This is a genomic window from Streptomyces sp. NPDC091387 (assembly GCF_044756945.1).
GTDB lineage: Bacteria > Actinomycetota > Actinomycetes > Streptomycetales > Streptomycetaceae > Streptomyces.
This window is the reverse complement of record NZ_JBIVTZ010000017.1, coordinates 1-16,759: the sequence shown is the minus strand read 5'-3', so window position 1 is coordinate 16,759 and position 16,759 is coordinate 1. Positions and strand designations below refer to the sequence as shown.

13 protein-coding genes are annotated in these 16,759 nt (G+C 69.8%); 4 read left to right on the top strand and 9 right to left on the bottom strand.

Translation table 11 applies throughout. From position 1 onward, the window contains the following. Nucleotides 1–15: 15 nt before the first annotated feature. A complete protein-coding gene (locus tag ACIQM0_RS30520; protein ID WP_401293081.1) occupies nt 16–1,029 on the bottom strand; it encodes a chitinase in 1,014 nt (337 codons plus the stop codon). A gap of 313 nt (nt 1,030–1,342) precedes the next feature. Between ACIQM0_RS30520 and ACIQM0_RS30515 the strand changes: the two genes are divergently transcribed. The 3 genes from ACIQM0_RS30515 to ACIQM0_RS30505 are packed head-to-tail and all read left to right on the top strand — an operon-like array spanning nt 1,343 to nt 4,991. Next, entirely contained in the window at nt 1,343–1,681 is a 339-nt protein-coding gene (locus ACIQM0_RS30515) for a hypothetical protein (RefSeq protein WP_401292741.1), read from the top strand. After that, on the top strand, nt 1,678–3,891 hold the full coding sequence (locus ACIQM0_RS30510) for a bifunctional polysaccharide deacetylase/glycosyltransferase family 2 protein (RefSeq protein ID WP_401292739.1): 2,214 nt from the start codon (nt 1,678–1,680) through the stop codon (nt 3,889–3,891). The genes ACIQM0_RS30515 and ACIQM0_RS30510 overlap by 4 nt, the downstream gene beginning before the upstream one ends. Further along, nucleotides 3,891–4,991, top strand: coding sequence for an acyltransferase (locus ACIQM0_RS30505; RefSeq protein ID WP_401292737.1), 1,101 nt, complete (start codon nt 3,891–3,893; stop codon nt 4,989–4,991). The genes ACIQM0_RS30510 and ACIQM0_RS30505 overlap by 1 nt, the downstream gene beginning before the upstream one ends. Before the next feature lie 64 nt (nt 4,992–5,055). Here the strand turns inward: ACIQM0_RS30505 and ACIQM0_RS30500 are convergent, their stop codons facing one another. The 7 genes from ACIQM0_RS30500 to ACIQM0_RS30470 all read right to left on the bottom strand — a co-directional run bounded on the left by ACIQM0_RS30500 (nt 5,056) and on the right by ACIQM0_RS30470 (nt 14,571). Beyond that, nucleotides 5,056–5,775 (bottom strand): class I SAM-dependent methyltransferase, encoded by a 720-nt coding sequence (locus ACIQM0_RS30500; RefSeq protein ID WP_401292734.1) that lies wholly within the window; start codon nt 5,773–5,775, stop codon nt 5,056–5,058. A gap of 111 nt (nt 5,776–5,886) precedes the next feature. Continuing rightward, nucleotides 5,887–8,337, bottom strand: a complete 2,451-nt coding sequence (locus ACIQM0_RS30495) for a SpoIIE family protein phosphatase (RefSeq protein ID WP_401292732.1) — start codon at nt 8,335–8,337, stop codon at nt 5,887–5,889. A 158-nt stretch (nt 8,338–8,495) separates the two neighbouring features. Next, nucleotides 8,496–10,940, bottom strand: a complete 2,445-nt coding sequence (locus ACIQM0_RS30490) for an MFS transporter (RefSeq protein WP_401292730.1) — start codon at nt 10,938–10,940, stop codon at nt 8,496–8,498. Nucleotides 10,941–11,128: 188 nt separating this feature from the next. Then, nucleotides 11,129–11,572 (bottom strand): SRPBCC family protein, encoded by a 444-nt coding sequence (locus ACIQM0_RS30485; protein ID WP_401292728.1) that lies wholly within the window; start codon nt 11,570–11,572, stop codon nt 11,129–11,131. Nucleotides 11,573–11,889: 317 nt separating this feature from the next. Then, nucleotides 11,890–12,162: a hypothetical protein gene (locus ACIQM0_RS30480; RefSeq protein WP_401292725.1), complete on the bottom strand. Its 273-nt coding sequence runs from the start codon at nt 12,160–12,162 to the stop codon at nt 11,890–11,892. A 281-nt stretch (nt 12,163–12,443) separates the two neighbouring features. Beyond that, nucleotides 12,444–13,649 carry a helix-turn-helix domain-containing protein gene (locus ACIQM0_RS30475; protein WP_401292723.1) on the bottom strand — a complete coding sequence of 402 codons (1,206 nt, stop codon included), beginning with the start codon at nt 13,647–13,649 and terminating at the stop codon, nt 12,444–12,446. 307 nt (nt 13,650–13,956) lie between these two features. After that, on the bottom strand, nt 13,957–14,571 hold the full coding sequence (locus tag ACIQM0_RS30470) for a hypothetical protein (protein ID WP_401292721.1): 615 nt from the start codon (nt 14,569–14,571) through the stop codon (nt 13,957–13,959). Between the two features lie 113 nt (nt 14,572–14,684). Between ACIQM0_RS30470 and ACIQM0_RS30465 the strand changes: the two genes are divergently transcribed. Beyond that, nucleotides 14,685–14,945 carry a hypothetical protein gene (locus ACIQM0_RS30465; protein ID WP_401292718.1) on the top strand — a complete coding sequence of 87 codons (261 nt, stop codon included), beginning with the start codon at nt 14,685–14,687 and terminating at the stop codon, nt 14,943–14,945. Between the two features lie 254 nt (nt 14,946–15,199). Here ACIQM0_RS30465 and ACIQM0_RS30460 read toward each other — a convergent pair whose 3' ends face one another. After that, nucleotides 15,200–16,654 (bottom strand): recombinase family protein, encoded by a 1,455-nt coding sequence (locus ACIQM0_RS30460; protein WP_401292715.1) that lies wholly within the window; start codon nt 16,652–16,654, stop codon nt 15,200–15,202. Nucleotides 16,655–16,759 lie beyond the last annotated feature (105 nt).

Sequence of the window (16,759 nt, the reverse complement as noted above, 5' to 3'; positions counted from 1 at the left end):
GCCACCCGGCAGCGCTCAACCGCTCAGCGCCTTCGCGAACGCCCCCGCCGTCTGCTCGACGCCGCTGCACGTGTCGCTCGCCTTCGAGGTGTTCCCGCCGGTGCACGGCCGGTCGCGGAAGGCCGCCCACTGGGAGAGCGCACCGACTCCCACGCTCCGGGCGAAGCTGCGCAGCGACGCCGCGTCGGCGAGCGTGAAGGTCTCCCCCGCCACGTCGTTGACGCCGATCATCACGGTGATGTGCAGGGCCCGCCAGGCCTTCTTCTCCGACAGTCCGAGCAGGTCGGCGATCTGGCCGTGGGCCGCCTCTGCGGCCTGCCGGGCGTAGTCGCCCATGTCGCCGTCGTGCGAGGAGCTGTAGTTCATCGCCATGATGTTGACCGCGGAGACGTCGACGCCCTGCGCGACGGCGTCGTCGAGGACGGCGGTTCCGTCGGCCTCCAGCCCGTCGGGCATGACCGGCAGGGTGTACGTGATGTCCACGTCCCGCTCCTGCTGGAGCAGGTGCAGGGCCTCGTTGCGGCGGGTGACGGACGCCGTGTCGGTGAGCGCGTCGCCCTCGATGTCGAAGTCCGCCCTGGTCGCGCCGACGGCGTCGAGCACCTGCCCGTAGGCATCGGCGAGTTCCCGCGCGCTGTCGCAGGCGAGCGCCGGTTCGGTGCCCGCGGCGCCGCCGAAGGAGACCCGGACGTCGGCGCCGGAGGAGGTGAGCGCGGCGACGCGTGCGACCACCGCGGGGTCGGTCGCCGCGGCGCTGCCGCCCCACACCGGGGTGCACGCGTCACCGTCGGCGACCACGAAGGCCAGGTTGTACGTGTCCGGGGAACCGGCGGTGTCCGTGCCGGCGGCGGTCGTGGCGCTGGCGTAGGGGGTGTACGCCGTCGCTCCGGCGGCGGACGCGGTGGCGCCGGGGCGGCGCGGTGCGGAGCCGGCGCTCTGGTCCGCCACGGTGCCGGTCGCGCAGCCGGAGCAGACGAGCAGGAGTGCGAGAAGTCCGGCGAAGGCAGCGGTGGCCCGGGGCGATGACATACGCATGGTGTTTGCACCTGCTTTCGGTGAAGCGTGTCCCGGAACTGCGGCGCAGAGGGAGGGGCGCACCGAAAACCTCTCACACACACCTGTCGTCCCCATCCACAGGAAATTCACGGCCGGACAACACGCGGACAGGCACCTGAGGGGTGAACACATCCACAGAGCAGCAGAGTTGCTGCCTCCACGGACAGGATGGGCAACGAACGGCGGCCCGTCCGCTCTCAGCCGGCGAACAGGTTGCGGACGTATCCACAGCGTTCGGCCAGCAAGTCCTCAGACTTCGCACATAGCGGTTGGTCAGCATACGCAAATGCATTCCGATACCGCTGTCGACAGAGAACCGGCCGTGCCCGGCCGACGCCGCAAACACGCGCGCACCGCCCGGACCGAGGCGCCGGAAGGGCCCGTCTTCGTGGACAGTTCGGGCCGCCGCGCCCGGCTGCTGCGCCGTGCGGGCATCGCGCTCGGCATCGCCTGCGCGGGGTACACGGCCGTGCTCGGCCTCTCCTTCATGGGCGGTATCTCCCTGTCCCCCTCGGCCCTGCTCCCCTTGGACGGCGCGCCCGCCACGCCGGGCGGTCCCGGCGGGGACATACCGCCGGGCAGCGGCACGGGCGCACCGCCCACCCCCGAGGCGGCACCCCGATGAGCAGGATCGGGCGGGTCCGCCGCCAGGCGGTCCCCGGGCCGCGCGTGGTCATCGCCCTTCTGCTGCTGCTCGGCCTCGCCTCCGTGATGCTCCTCGACGGCTATCTGCGGTCCGAGGTCGGAAACGACCAGCGGGTCCGCTCCGACGCGAGCGCGAGCAAGGTGCCGGACAGCGTCCTGAACGGCGGCCCCCTGCTCACCTTCCGGGGCGGCACGGCGCGGACGCAGTCGGTCCCCGACCGGACGATCGTGCTCACCTTCGACGACGGCCCCGACCCGGAGTGGACCCGCAAGGTGCTGCGCGTCCTGGACGACAACGACGTCCCCGGCACGTTCTTCCTGGTGGGATCGATGATCTCGCGCTACCCGGAGGTGGTGCGCCAGATGGTCGACGACGGCAACGAGGTGGGGGTCCACACCTTCACCCACGTCGATCTGTCGTACCAGGACACCGCCCGGGTCACCCGGGAGATCGCCCAGACCCAGCTGGCCCTCGCAGGGGCCGCGGGCATCACCACCACACTGTTCCGGGCGCCGTACTCCTCGGCGAACAACGCCATCGACAACTACAGCTGGCCCGTCTACAAGAAGCTCGGCGCGATGGGCTACACGAGCGTCTTCATCGACACCGACAGCGAGGACTGGCAGCGGCCCGGCGTCAACAAGATCATCGACCTGGCCACACCGGAGAGCGGGAAAGGCGCCTCCGTGCTCTTCCACGACTCGGGCGGCAATCGCGCGCAGACCCTGGCGGCGCTGCCCCGGTACATCAAGAAGATGAAGGCGAAGGGCTACACCTTCACCACCGTCAGCGGCGCCCAGCAGCGGGACGGGCAGTCGTCCCGGAGCCGGTCCGCGCAGGCGGCGGGGCAGCCCGCCACCGGTCCGTCCACCGGCTCCGTACCCGAACAGGCCGCGCACCGCGAGGCCGGCACCGCCACCCGCTGGGAGGGCCGTGCGCTCCTCGCGGCCGTCGCGGTCGCCGAGTGGACGGTTCCCGTACTCGCCGCCGTACTGATGGTCGTCGGGGTCGCCGTGCTGGGGCGGTTCGGGATGATGCTCGTCCTCGCCCGGCGCCACTACCGGCAGCGCAACAGACGCCGGTTCGTCTGGGGTCCCGCCGTCACCGGACCGGTGAGCGTCATCGTCCCCGCGTACAACGAGAAGGAGTGCATCGCCCACACGCTCCGCTCACTCGCGTCCAGTACCCATCCGATCGAGATCATCGTCGTCGACGACGGGTCGACCGACGGGACCGCGGAGATCGCCGAGTCCCTGGGGCTGCCCAACGTCAGGGTCGTGCGCCAGGAGAACGCGGGCAAGTCCGCCGCGCTCAACAACGGTGTACGGCAGGCGCGTCACGAGATCGTCGTGATGATGGACGGCGACACCGTCTTCGAACCCGACACCGTGCACCGGCTGGTGCAGCCCTTCGGCGACCCGGAGGTCGGCGCGGTGGCCGGCAACGCCAAGGTCGGCAACCGCGGCACGATAATCGGTGCCTGGCAGCACATCGAGTACGTGATGGGCTTCAACCTCGACCGCAGGATGTACGACCTGCTGCGCTGCATGCCCACCATCCCCGGCGCGATCGGCGCGTTCCGCCGCGGTGCGGTACTGGCCGTCGGCGGCATGAGCGAGGACACGCTCGCCGAGGACACCGACATCACGATCGCTCTGCACCGCGCCGGATGGCGGGTCGTCTACGCCGAGCACGCCCGCGCCTGGACCGAGGCGCCCGCATCGCTGGGCCAGCTGTGGCGGCAGCGCTACCGCTGGAGTTACGGCACGATGCAGGCGCTGTGGAAGCACCGGGGATCCCTGACCGACCGGGGGCCGTCGGGCCGCTTCGGCAGGGTCGGGATGCCGCTGGTGGTCCTCTTCCAGATCGTCACCCCCCTCTTCGCACCGCTGATCGACGTGTTCACCCTCTACGCGATGCTCTTCATCGACTTCAGGGCGTCCCTGCTGGCCTGGCTGGCCGTCCTGCTGGTGCAACTCGTCTGCGCGGCCTACGCGTTCCGTCTCGACCGGGAGAAGTACCGGTATCTGCTGATGCTGCCGCTCCAGCAACTCGCCTACCGGCAGCTGATGTACCTGGTGCTGATCCACTCGTGCGTCACGGCGGCCACCGGCGGCCGGCTGCGCTGGCAGAAGCTGAAGCGCACCGGCTCGGTCGGTACGCCCGTGTCCGGTACGGGGGCACGCTGATGGCGGGTGCGCACCGACGGGGGGCGCCCCCGGCGGTGCCGCGCGCCGAGGCCGCCCGGGGCCTGCCACGTGGGCCCGCCGGCGGGGGCCGAGACCGGTACTTCGACGTGCTGCGGGCCTTCGCGCTGGTCCGCGTGATCACCTACCACACCTTCGAATGGCCCTGGCTGGGGCTGGTGTTCCCGTCCATGGGCGTGATGTTCGCGCTGGCCGGTTCGCTCATGGCGCGTTCGCTGGAACGGCCGGCCAGGCAGGTGGTCCGGGGGCGGCTGCGCAGACTGCTGATCCCGCTGTGGGCCTTCGGCCTGGTGCTCGGCGTGGCGATGCTGCTGCACGGCTGGGTGCCCGGCGCGGACGTCCTGTACTGGGTGCTGCCGGTCGGTGATCCGCCGGGCGACGCGTGGGGCGAGCAGGCCTGGGCGGTGCTGTGGTACCTGCGGACGTACCTCTGGTTCGTCCTTCTGTCACCGGCCCTGCTGCGGATCTTCCGGCTCGCCCCGCTCCCGGTGCTGGCGCTCTCCCTCGTCCCCGTCCTGGTCCTGACGGCGCTGGGCGGCGTACCGGACGGGCGGCTGGGGAGCGCGGTCAGCGATGTCTCGGTCTTCCTGTTCTGCTGGCTGCTCGGCTTCGCCCACCGCGACGGGGTACTGGACCGGCTCCGCCCCGGCCCCGTCGTCCTCGCGGCGCCGGTCCTGCTGGCGGCAGGCGGCTGGTGGGCGTTGCACCACCGGGTCGACGGGTCCTACGACCTCGATGACATCCCGCTCGCCCAGGCCCTGTGGTCCGCCGGCTTCGTCCTGCTGCTCCTGCGGTTCCGGCCCGGCTTCGAACGGCTCGGCCGCCACCCGGTGGCCGAGCGGGTGGTGAAGGTCCTCAACGCCCGTGCCGTGACGGTCTATCTCTGGCACGAGGTGGCGCTGATGGTGAGCGTGCCGCTGATCGACCTGATGTGGAACGTGCCCGCGTTCGAGACGTATCTGCCGCTCGACAGCATCTGGCTGCAGTTCGGCGTGGCCTGGGTCCTCATCGCCGCGGCCGTGGTGCTCCTCGGCTGGGTCGAGGACGTCGCCGCGAGAAGGGCGCCGCGGCTGCTGCCCTGACGGATGCCCCGGGCCCCGGACGGTCTGCGCGTCCGGGGCCGGCACTCTCCTGTCGGGCCCCGGATCAGCCGACGGCGAGCACGAACCACCTGGCCGGCAGGTCGATCCGGGTGCCGTCGGGCAGCCGCTCGGTCTGCGGCAGGGCCGTGTCACCGCTGTCCAGCGTGGTCAGCCCGGCCGCCCTCAGGAGTTCGGGCACCTCCTCCTCTGTGGCGTCCGCCGGCTTGAGCCCGTGGTCGTAGACCCGGCGCAGCTTCTTGGGCGGCCCGTCCGGCCCCTGCGCCGCCTGCCGGAGCACGTCCTTGGAGGCCGGGGTCAGCTCGGCGACGAACGCCCGGCCGCGCGCCCCCAGCAGCGTCGCCACGGCCGCGGCGACCGCGGGCCTGTCCCCGGCCTCGCTCTGGTGGATCACCGCTCGCATGTAGACGTTGGCGTCCCCGATCCGCTCGTGCAGGGCGCGCACCGCGTCGCCGTCGGTCAGATCGAGCCGGGCGAACTCGGCGACGCCCTCGGTGTCCGCGCGGCGGGCATGGCCGATCGCGGCGTGCGAGAGGTCCACGCCGATGGCGCGGGCGAACCGGGTGGCGAGGTAGCGGGTCTGGGTGCCGTTGCCGCAGCCGAGGTCGACGACGGGCAGCGCGGCGTCGGCGTGCGGCAGGAGCAGTTCGCTGTGCGGTGCGGCGCTCAGTGAGGGGTCGGCGTCCCAGATCGCCTCGCCGGGCGCGTCCGAGGTGGCCGCCCAGAAGCCTTCCCACGCCTCGCGGTACCGCTGTGAAACATCCATGCGCACTCCCAAGTCCCGTCGCGCTGAAGCACCTTGCACACCAAGGAACTACCGCTCCCCGCTGGTCAGGGCAAGGGTGCGTACAGGACCGGCGGCCAGGGGCCGCCGCGTTTACCAGCCGTTGCGCGGGAGGCGGGGCAGCCGGGAGAGCGCCATCTCGAACCAGACGGTCTTGCCGCGGGCCGAGGTGCTGCTGCCCCACTCCCGGGCGAGGCTGCTCACCAGGACGAGCCCGCGGCCGAACTCGTCGTCGGCGGCGACTTCGAGGAGCGTGGCGGGGGCGGGCTCGTCGTCGCTGACCTCGCAGAGCAGGGCGCCGGTGCGGACCAGCCGGAGCCCGATGTGATGGGTGCGTCCGTGCTTCACGGCATTGGTGACGAGCTCGCTGACCATCAGTTCGGCCGCCTCCACGGCGTCCGGCAGCTCCCAGTCGAGCAGCTTGCCGCGGACCATCCGGCGGGCACGGGCCACCTCGCGCGGGTCCAGCGCGAGTTGCCACTCGACGACGTCGTCGTCGGGGATGCCGTTGAGCCGGGCCATCAGCAGCGCGACGTCGTCGTTGCGGCCGCCGCTGGGGTTGAGCGCGCGGATGATCGTGTCGCAGGCGTCGTCCATCGACGCGGCGGGGTGCGCGGCGGAGGCGCAGAGCGCGGCGAGACCGGCACCGATGTCCTGGCCGCGCACCTCGACCAGGCCGTCGGTGCAGAGCACCAGACGGTCGCCCGGCCGGACCCGTACGGTCGCGGTCGCGAAGGCCACCCCGCCGACCCCGATCGGCGCGCCGGTCGGCAGGTCGAGCAGTTCGGCCCGGCCGTCCTCCGCACGGACCAGCACCGGCGGGATGTGCCCGGCGTTGGCGATCTGGAGCTCGGAACGGATCGGGTCGTACACGGCGTAGAGACAGGTCGCCAGATACTGCTCGCCGAGGCGCTGGGCCAGGTCGTCCAGGTTGCGCAGCAGCTGTGCCGGCGGCATCTCCATGGTGGCCATCGTCAGTACCGCGGTACGCAGCTGGCCCATCATCGCGGCCGAGTTGAGGCCGTGCCCCATCACGTCACCGACGACCAGCGCGGTCCGGGAGCCGGGAAGCTTCACCGAGTCGAACCAGTCGCCGCCGACCCTGCCGAGCCGGGCGCCGGGCAGATAGCGGGTGGCGATGTCGCAGCCGGCCATGCGCGGCTCGACCTGGGGCAGCATGCTGTCCTGGAGGGTCTCCGCGACGTTCTCCTGGTAGGTGTACATGCGGGCGTTGTCGAGGACGAGCCCGGCCCTGGCGGCGAGTTCGGCGCCGGTGGTGCGGTCCATGTCGTCGAAGGGCTCCCGGCCGGGGCGCCGCATCAGGACCATGAAGCCGAGCACCACGTCGCGGGCCTTGAGCGGCACGATGAGCAGGGAGCGGTGGGTGATCAGCGGGCGCAGGTCGCGCTTCTCGAACTCGCCCGAGATCCGGTTGCTCAACTCCTCGCTGACGTAGGGGATGATGACCGGTTCGCCGGTGACCATGCACTGGAAGAACGGGGTGTGTTCCGGGAAGGCGATGGACTCGCCGACCGGCACGGTGTCGTCCCAGCGGCCCGGTTCGTCGTTGTGCTCGACCCAGACCCGGTGCCAGATCGTCGTGACGTCGGGCGGGCCGTCCGGGAAGCCCTCACCGGCGAGGACCGCGGCGCGCAGATGGGTGCCCGCGAAGTCCGTGAAGCGGGGCACCGCGGCGCTGGTGACCTCGCGGATGGTGCGCTCCAGATCGAGGGAGGAACCGATGCGGCCGCTGACCTCGTTGAGGAATTCCAGCCGTTCACGGACCGCCGCGTATTCGAGGTCCAGCTCGGGGCGGGGCGCCGCGCGGGGTGTGAGCCGGGCGTCGGCGTTGTGCCGCGATTCCCCGGAGTCCCGGTGTCCGGCGCGCTGCGGCACTCCCCAGTCAGGGGTCACCGGAATCCGGTCGTGGCGGCTGAAGTCCAGTACGGGGTAGCCGAGTTCGAGTACCTGGGAGACGATCCGGGTGGCCTCGTGGACGCTCATGCTGGGCAGGATCTCGGGCAGCCGCCCGGACAGCTCCCGGTAACCGGGGAAGTCGGTGTGCAGGGCGAATCCGGGTGCGATCGTCTCGGCGTCCCGGCCCTCCCCCGCCGCCGCGCCGCGCACCTGCGCGGAGTCCGCGGCGAGGACGAGCAGCCGCTCGGGGCCGGGGCCGACGAGTGGATAGGCCCACCACAGGATCTCGATCCGGCCGCGGTCCGGTTCGTCCACCCGGGCCCGGCCCGCCGCCGGGTAGCCGACGGTGCCGCTGAGGGAGCTGTCGAGTTCGGGGCCGTACTCGGCGTACATCCCGCCCCGGGACGGTTCGCCGTGGTCCTCCAACGCCCCGGCTACCGGGAGTAGTTCGCCGGCCGGGCAGCCGACCGCGTCGTCCCTGGCGACACCGAAGAGCTTTCTGGCCCCGGTCGACCAGTGCGACACGAGTCCGTCCGCGTCGACGACGACCACGGCGAGCGGCACACGGCCCGCCGTGGCGTCTCGCGGTGGTGGTGGTGTCCTCTGCGACGGCACACCGAGGTCCATGGGCGGAAGGCTCCTTCCCCACCGCAAGGTTCTGCGGTACGTGGCTCCACCGTACGGGGCCGCGACCGGCGCTCGCCGGTCATCGACCGAATCACCCCCGAAGGTGGTGCGCCCCGCGCACTCGGGGGCGCACTACCTTCATCACCTGTCTCGTGGGCTCAGTCCTCGTGGCCCAGTTGGAGGTCCCTTTCGGTGCGCCCGCCGCCCGCGACCTGGAGGACCGTGGCCACCGGCGGGTAGCCGGCGGCGATCACGGTGTACTCGCCGGTGGACAGGTCGACGAACCGGAAGGCACCGTCGGGCCCGGTGGTCACGGTGTCGACCACATTGCCCGCCGCGTCCAGGAGCGTGACCCGGGCGTCCTCGACGAGCCGCCCGCCACTGGCGCGTACGACGCCGCGCAGCACGGCGCCGCCGGCCAGTTCAATGTCCTGCCGGGTCTCGCGGGCCGCCTGCACGCTGACCGGGAGCGCGGCCGGCCGGAACGCGGGGGCGCTGGCCGCGAGGGTGTACTCCCCCGCCACCAGTTCCGAGATCACGTAGCCGCCCTCGCGGCCGCTGCGGGTGGAGGAGACCACCTCGCCGCGTACGTCGGTCAGGGTGACGGCCGCGTCGCGCACCGGAACGCCGTCCGCCGTCATCACGGTCCCCGCCAGCCGGCCCGCACCGCCGAGCACCACGTCGAGTTCCACGGGCCGCTCGCCCACGGTGACGCTGACGGCCTGCGGCTGGTGGCCCCCGGCCGCGGCGATGAGGACGTACGAACCGGCGCCGGGGACGCTGAGCGCGTACCGCCCCTCGTCGCCGCTGGCGCCCCTGCCGACCTGCTGCCCCTGGACGTCGATGAGGGTGAGGGCGGCGTGCGGGACCTTCGTGCCGTCGGGGTGCTGGACGCTGCCGCGGACGGGAACCCCCGAGAGCGGTGCGGCGGGCTGGACGCCCGCGCCGGCGCGGGCGGAGGGGATCGTCGCGGGCTCGGCTGCGGTTTCTGGGCTGTGGTGGGACACCAGCGGTTTCTCCTTGAGGAAGAAGGCGAAGAACAGGCCGAGCACGAGGACCGGCACAAGGTAGAGGAAGATCCGGGGCATCGCGTCGGCGTATGCCTGGATATAGCTGTCACGCAGCACCGGGTCCATGGCGTGGACCAGTTGCGGCGTGATCGACTCGGGGTCGGGCAGACCGGCTCCGGACGGCAGGCGCACCTCGAGCGCGTCGGCGAGCCGCCCGGCGAAGAGCGTGCCGAACACGGCCGCGCCGACGCTGCCGCCGATCTGCCGGAAGTAGTTGTTGGCGCTGGTGGCGGTGCCGAGGTCGGCGGGCCGTACGGAGTTCTGCACGGCGAGCACCAGCACCGGCATGATCAGCCCGATCCCGAGACCGAGCACCGCCTGCGCGATGCTGTACTCCAGCCGCGGGGTGTCCGTTTCGAGCCGGGACAGCAGCCACATGCCCACCGCCGCGAGAGCGCTGCCGGCGATCGGGTAGACGCGGTACTTACCGGTACGGGAGATCAGCTGGCCGGAGACGACGGACGCGGCGACGATGCCGCCCATCATCGGGAGCATCAGCAGCCCGGACTCGGTGGCGGTGGCCCCGTCGACCATCTGCAGGAAGGTCGGCAGATAGCTGGCGGCGCCGAACAGGGCGACCCCGACGACCGCGCCGACGAGGGCGCTGACGTTGAAGATCGAGTCGCGGAACAGCCGCAGCGGAATGATCGGTTCGGGTGCGCGGTGCTCGACGACGACGAAGAGCAGAGTCGTTCCGGCGGCTCCCGCGGCCAGTCCCAGGATGGTGCCCGAGCCCCAGGCGTACTCCGTACCGCCCCAGCTGGTCACCAGCACCACACAGGTGGAGGCGACGGCCAGCAGCAGGGCGCCGAGGATGTCGAGCCGCGGCCGGACGGTGGGCTTCGGGAGCTTCAGTACGACGGTGATGACCCCGAAGGTGACCAGGCCGAACGGGATGTTGATGTAGAAGCACCAGCGCCAGGAGGCGTGGTCGGTGAAGAAGCCGCCGAGCAACGGGCCCGCCACGGAGGCGAGTCCGAACGCCGCGCCGATGAGCCCCATGAACCGGCCGCGCTCCCGGGGCGGCACGACATCCGCGATGATCGCCTGGACGCCGATCATCAGCCCGCCGCCGCCGACGCCCTGCAGGGCGCGGAAGGCGATCAGTTCGTCCATGGTGCGCGACCAGCCGGCCAGCGCGGAGCCGATGACGAAGACGACGATCGCGAACTGGAAGACGCCCTTGCGGCCGAAGAGGTCGCCGAGCTTGCCGTAGACCGGGAGCCCGATGGTGGAGGCGAGCAGATAGGCGGTGACCGCCCAGGACATCTTCTCCAGGCCGTGCAGCTCACCGACGATCTTCGGGAGCGCGGTGGCGACGATCATCTGGTCGAGCGCCGCGAGCAGCAGCGTGAGCATCAGCCCGATGAAGATCAGGCGGATGCGGCGGGGGTCCGTCTCGTATGCCGGGGGCAGGAACGGAGCGGCTGATTCCGTCGCGGCCGGTGGCGGGGGCGGTTCGGACGTCTGCACCGTTCCGGTGTCGCCCGTACCGTCGGGCTCGTCCTTCACCAGAGTGATCCCACCCACCACGTGCCGCTCCCCTCGTCGCATTCTGCGCCGCCCATTTGTCGCATTGCGATATAAGGGAGGGCAAACGCGGCGAGGGGCGCTGACGGCGCACCCGGAAGGCTTAGCCGCCGGTGGGGGCCACTACGGCGCACCACCGGCCGGGCGGAAAGACCACCCGAACCGGTGAGGCCGGAAAGCGGGACCGGGGGTTACTTCTCCACCTCGGTGGCGAGATTCTGCAGGAGCTCGTCGTAGATGCGGCCGAGCCCCTTGGGCGCGAAGGTCCTCTCGAAGAATCCGCCGATGCCGCCGGCGCCGTTCCACACGGTCGAGACGACCGCCTTGGACTTCCCCTCGCCGGCCGGGGTGACGGTCCAGGTCGTGACCATCGAGGAGTTGCGGTCCTTCTCCACGAGCTGGCCCTCGGTGGGCTCGCTGACCTCCAGCAGGCAGTCGCGCACCCGCTTGCTGGTGGCCTGGAGCTTCCAGTGGACGAGGGTGCCCTCGCCGTCGCCGCCCTCACGCACCTCGTACTCGCTGAAGTGGCCGGGCAGCACCTTGCCGCGGACGTCCTTGTAGTCGGCCAGCACGTCGAACACCGCTTCCGGGTCCGCCGCGATGATCCGCTCTGTCGTGGCCTCGACCTGCGCCATGGCTGTTCCTCCAGCACTCGGTTGTTCGGGGTGTGCTGAGCCAACCACCTCCGGCACCCGGCTCAAAATCCGCTCGGGGACGAAGGGGAGGAAACGATCAAGGGAACAAGTGTTCTATTCTCGGGTCAGTGCTACCTAGGAGGCGTCCATGCGCTGGGACAATCTGGCCGATAACCCGGTATGCCAACCTCTCCCCTGCCGCTCTCCGCGCGCCGGAGGTAACGCCCCTGGCGGCGGGTCTGTGGGAGGAGGCGGAGCCGCCGGGTGAGATCGGCCCCGCCTCCCTTGTTCCGCGCCCATCGGGGGCGCGACCGTACCTAGCCGTCAGCAGGCGTGGGGGACACCCTGGGTGTCGGTACGGGGTCTTCTCCGGCACGGACGACGAACGCGAAGCCCGTCACGATCCGGCGGAATCCTCTGTGGTTGCTGCGGCCGGCGTGGCTCAGGCACTCCACGTCGACGGCTGCGGCATCGGTGGACGGTTCGGCGCTCCACTGGCATCCGAGACAGTCCGCCTCGTACGTGATCTCGGTGTCGGGATGCGGGGCGATCGTGTGCGAGACGTTGCGGATCAGTGTGCGAGTGCTCATCGATGCCCCCCATGCGGGTGCTGCCGGATCTCAACGTTGCAGTCTGAGACGGCCGACGGGTCCCCGCTGTTGCGTGCCGCCTCCCGCTGCCGGCCGAGCACCTTGCAGATGTCGCAGCCGTAGTTCGGGACCGGCTCCGGCGGCACCTGAGGATCCGTCAAAAAGACGGGGCCCCACATCCCTGTTTTATCCATTCCCGCACCTCCGCCGTTGACTTCTGGCTTCAGCATTTCGTCGTGGCGGACGGCGAAACAGGGACGGAGCGTCCTACTTCCGCGACGCTATTTCTCCACCCCGAGGAACTCAGCCAGTTTCCGGAGCCCCGGCGGGTGGGCCGGCAGCTCCCACAGGTCGCTCACAATGGCGACCGCAAGTGTGTGATGCCGCATCCATGTCGGAGCGACCCGACGCAGGCTCTCAAGGGCCTTTACAGCGCCTCCCGCATTGCCTAGGTCAGTGTGTGCGCGGGCGACGTCCAGAAGCAGCCAGGTGCGCCAAGACTCAGGCGTGTCTTTGCTCAGCCGCATTCCCTTGGCGAGGCGTAGCGCCTCCTCCGGCCGGTCGTGCTGAACGGCCAGACGTACGCGCTCAATGCGGACTGACGACTTACTGAAGACGCTCAGGAGCCGCCCGTCTCCCTCGGTCGGTGGCATCTTCGCCAGTCGGCCGGCAGCCTTCTCCGCGGCTCGCATCATCGTGTCCGCCTGCTCATAGTCGTCGAGCCTGGCGTAGGAGGTGGCGGCAGACATCGTCAGCCCGCCCCACACACGGATCCCCGCCGCATCGTCGGTGAGGCCGTCCCGCTCCAATCCGTCAGCGGCGTACAGGGCGATGCTCGTCGCGTCGTCCAGCCGGTTGGAGCGCTGGTAAGCCCACGCCAGGCTGTTGCAGATCATCGGGACCAGGAGCGGATCCTCCGACGCCTCCGCGGCAGCTATGGCGCGCTCAAGAGCAGCAAGGGCAAGGTCCAGCTTGCCCAGACGGATGCTCAGGTGTCCGGCCAGCTGGAATGCCTTGCCGAGCGCTGCCTGTCCTCCGTCTGCATCCTGCGACGCCGTCAGCCGTGCGTCAGCCAGGATCCCGGGGAGGAGGTTGAGTAGCTGCGGGAACTCTGCCGAATGATAAATCGACCAGGCATCCGCGATCTCCGCGCGCAGGAGGTCGGACGTGAGCACCTCCGCTCCGTCAGACTCCTGCGGAGGCGCGAACATGAGCGGGTGCACGGCTCGTCGCACGGCCACGAGTTGCGGCGGGTCTGCCTCGCCCGTTGACGGAACGCCGGGCGGGTCGCCCAGTAGCGTCGTCAGTTCGACGCCCAGCCCGCCGGCTAGAGCATGCAGCGTCGGCAAGCGGGCGGACCCCTTGCGCTTCTGCTCCAGCTTGCGGATGACGTCGACGGACACGCCTGACTTCTCCGCCAGCTCTTCCTGTGTCAGGGTCGATAGCCGGCGGAGTCGGGAGAGCTTGTCTCCGAGATGCTCGCTCACAGCTCAGACGGTACGCCGCCCGACGTCTGACGTCAGAGCCATCCCGCAGACCGCATGCGGGTGCGCCAGGACCGGCCATGGCTCTGGTTGCAGAACTGCTTGATACGTCCACGGCCGGGCACCTGCGCGACGTCGGCGCCGCACTGCGGGCAGGAAACGGGCTCGTTCTTGGCGGGCTCACAGTGGTTCATGGTTGATCCTCTCGGGTTGGTGGCTCTGCATGGCTCCATGTCGGTTCCTTGCAGGCTGAGTTGGGAATGTTTGGGGCTGCTCCACCATGTCGGCAGAGCAGCCCCCTGTGTGCTTCCTACACGTACCGGCCAGTCTCGATCGCGGCTCCGGTCTCGGCGTCGCGGACCGTGATGCGGTGATCCACGATGTCGGTGATTTCACGGTCACCAACCCACACGTGGTTCTCCACGCTGATGTTGGGAGCCGCGCCTCCGCTCCGCTGGCCTGCGGCCTCACGGAACATCGAGCGCGTGTCGGTGTTGCTGATGACCTGCGCCGGAGAGCTGAAGTACGCCAGCTCAGGGCCGTTCTCACCGACGATGGAGAACTGACCGACGGGCGGGTATCCACCTGCGGCAAACCCCTTCGGTGTCGGCATCTGGATTGCAGGCTTGAAGCCGTAATGCGACGTGAAGAGGCGATCGTTCCAGCCTCGCGCAGCCTTACCGACGACTACGCCACGCCCCCCGCGGCTTTCCACGTTCGTGCCGGCGAGGGTTCCGGCTGTGTGGCCGACCCCGGCATTCGTGATCCCGATTTGGAACGGCGACCGGAGATTCCGCACCCATCCTGCGGGAGCCGTGTTCCCGTTGAAGCTGTGCGTCGACCAGAGCCGGCCCCGGGGGTTCTGTCCCAGGATGACTTTCTGAATCGACGACATCAGACCCGAGCAGTCGAACGATGGGTTCATCGCACCTGCCCACTGGTACGGCTTGCCAGGCCTGCGACTTGGCGAACGCGAGAGCACGGCCGACGCCACCGCTTGCGGCCACGCCGGATCCGTCCTCACCCCCCATGCCAAGGATGGAGTTCGCCATCTGCTTGATGAACGCGATCGGGATCTTGGTGACCGTCTCGCCCCACTTGGAGTTGGCGAACTGCTTCATCGAGTTCTTGACCCAACTGGACGCCTTCTCGAACACGGCGTCAGGATTCGTCAGGAACTCCGCAGCGTCGACAACACCGTTCTTGATCTTGTTGCCTGTGTTCTTGATGCCGTTCCACAGGTTGCCGACGACGCCACCGTTGGCAAACGCCGGCGTTCCGTTGGCGATTGCTGCCTGAACGGCCCCAACGCCACCTGAACGGGCGGCGGCGTTCAAGGCGTGGATGGAACTAGTGTCCTGAGTCGTTAGTTCGTCCTTTTGGCCAGTCTGGCACGCAAGCAGCTACACAGCGGTACCAGTTGACCCTCTGTCGGCACTCATTGCAGTTATCCCCAACTGCCTGTGGATAACCTCCCGTCCGCCCGGTACCTGCGGGGAGGCGGAGGAGCGCGACGAGAGGCCCACGGATGTGACCGACGCCACACGAGCTGATCAGTCCGCAGCCAGATCCGCGACGTCCTCAGGCGCCCATCGGAGGATCACGCGTGCAGGATCCAGCGTCTTCGGCCCCCGTTGCCCGGGAAGGATCACGATCTCCTCGAAGGCGTCGGCCATCATGTCCCGTTGATCATCCAGCATTGCCGTCCCGAACACTTCCCTGATCGTCTTTCCCGTGTCAACAAGCGTCACGAGCCGCTCAGGTGCCGTTGCCGTTAGCTCCGCCCGCCGCGCTTGAAGCCCCTGGAGCTTTGCGAAGCCGTCGGTCGTAGCGGACTGTCCCAGCTCCCTGACGGCGTGAGCGATATCCGCCTCCACCATGGACAGTTCCTCGGCGTTTGAGACGCGGACTTCTTCGCGGAAGTACCGGAGAGGTCCCACAGCCTGTAGGTACTGCTCCGTGACGTACTCCTCCAACTTCTCAGCAGCGATGCTGACGCCCCCCTCGCACACTCCGCCCTGAGACCCGGTTTGACACCGATAGACGACGCTTCCGCTCCGACGGGCAACCGTCAGCTTGTTCGGGCAGCCGTGGCAGTAGAGCAGCCCGGAGAGCAGCCGGGCGGGATGGCGTCCCGTTGACCTCGGGCGCGACGGATCGGGCGCGAGAAGTGCCCGCAGAGCCGCGGACTGGGCCGTGGTGATGACGGGAGGGTACGGAGCTTCGATGTGTCCCTTGTCGTCCAGCAGTAGCACGCCGTTGACGGTGATCCTTCCCAGTACCGCATCACCCGTCAGCGCCCGCTTCAGCGCCACACGGGACCACTCCTTAGCCCTCCGCGGCTTCCGTCCCTCGTGGTTCAGCCGACGGCACACGCGCGTCAGGTTGTCACCCGCAAGAATCCAGTCCGCAGCGTCCCGGAGGACGGCAGCTTCGGCCGGCTCGATATCCAGCGCCTGCCCCGGCCCGTTCGGGTTGTCGACGGCTCGGTAGCCGAACGGCGAGCCCCCGCCAGGCCACCTGTGCGCCTTTCGCAGGCGACGTACTGACGAGCGTGACCGGTCCCTCATCCGCTCTCGCTCAGACCGGGCCACCTCGGCCTGGAGCACGAACCGAAACCTGAACGAGTCCCCGTGCGCGCTATCGATTCCGCGGGCGTCCAGGAGCCTGACAGGGTGATGCGCGAATCGCCCGGTCGTGGGGTCTTTCCCCTCCACTACGTCCAGGAGTGACGCAGCGACGTTCAGCCCCTCGCGGGTCAACCGGTCAACGTGGAACGTCGCCAGTACATCCGCGCGCTGCTGCCGAGCATCGGAAAGCCAGTCCTGGAATTCCTTACGGTCGCGAAACCCGCCCGACAGCCCGTTGTCGACGTGGAGTGCGACCTCGCGAAGACCCTCGCGTGCGCAGAGTTCGCGCAGCTCCTTGATCATTCCCTCAAGGCTTGCGTTCGTCTCCCCAGCCTTGACACTTAGCCGCAAGTACAGTGATACGCGGTTGCGTTCCATGGCCTCCCCTTAGGGCGTGTGTGAGGTCGTGATCACCCTGGTGTCGGGGTGAGGTCGTTGATCCAGATCATGGATGCCCGCAGGTGGAGTCCGGCATCGTAGCTC

Excerpts from the sequence above, each read along its gene's own strand:
- ACIQM0_RS30520 (WP_401293081.1), bottom strand. The coding sequence starts at position 1,029 with ATGTCATCGCCCCGGGCCACCGCTGCCTTCGCCGGACTTCTCGCACTC.
- ACIQM0_RS30515 (WP_401292741.1), top strand. The coding sequence starts at position 1,343 with ATGCATTCCGATACCGCTGTCGACAGAGAACCGGCCGTGCCCGGCCGA.
- ACIQM0_RS30510 (WP_401292739.1), top strand. The coding sequence starts at position 1,678 with ATGAGCAGGATCGGGCGGGTCCGCCGCCAGGCGGTCCCCGGGCCGCGC.
- ACIQM0_RS30505 (WP_401292737.1), top strand. The coding sequence starts at position 3,891 with ATGGCGGGTGCGCACCGACGGGGGGCGCCCCCGGCGGTGCCGCGCGCC.
- ACIQM0_RS30500 (WP_401292734.1), bottom strand. The coding sequence starts at position 5,775 with ATGGATGTTTCACAGCGGTACCGCGAGGCGTGGGAAGGCTTCTGGGCG.
- ACIQM0_RS30495 (WP_401292732.1), bottom strand. The coding sequence starts at position 8,337 with ATGGACCTCGGTGTGCCGTCGCAGAGGACACCACCACCACCGCGAGAC.
- ACIQM0_RS30485 (WP_401292728.1), bottom strand. The coding sequence starts at position 11,572 with ATGGCGCAGGTCGAGGCCACGACAGAGCGGATCATCGCGGCGGACCCG.
- ACIQM0_RS30480 (WP_401292725.1), bottom strand. The coding sequence starts at position 12,162 with ATGAGCACTCGCACACTGATCCGCAACGTCTCGCACACGATCGCCCCG.
- ACIQM0_RS30470 (WP_401292721.1), bottom strand. The coding sequence starts at position 14,571 with ATGAACCCATCGTTCGACTGCTCGGGTCTGATGTCGTCGATTCAGAAA.
- ACIQM0_RS30465 (WP_401292718.1), top strand. The coding sequence starts at position 14,685 with ATGGAGTTCGCCATCTGCTTGATGAACGCGATCGGGATCTTGGTGACC.
- ACIQM0_RS30460 (WP_401292715.1), bottom strand. The coding sequence starts at position 16,654 with ATGGAACGCAACCGCGTATCACTGTACTTGCGGCTAAGTGTCAAGGCT.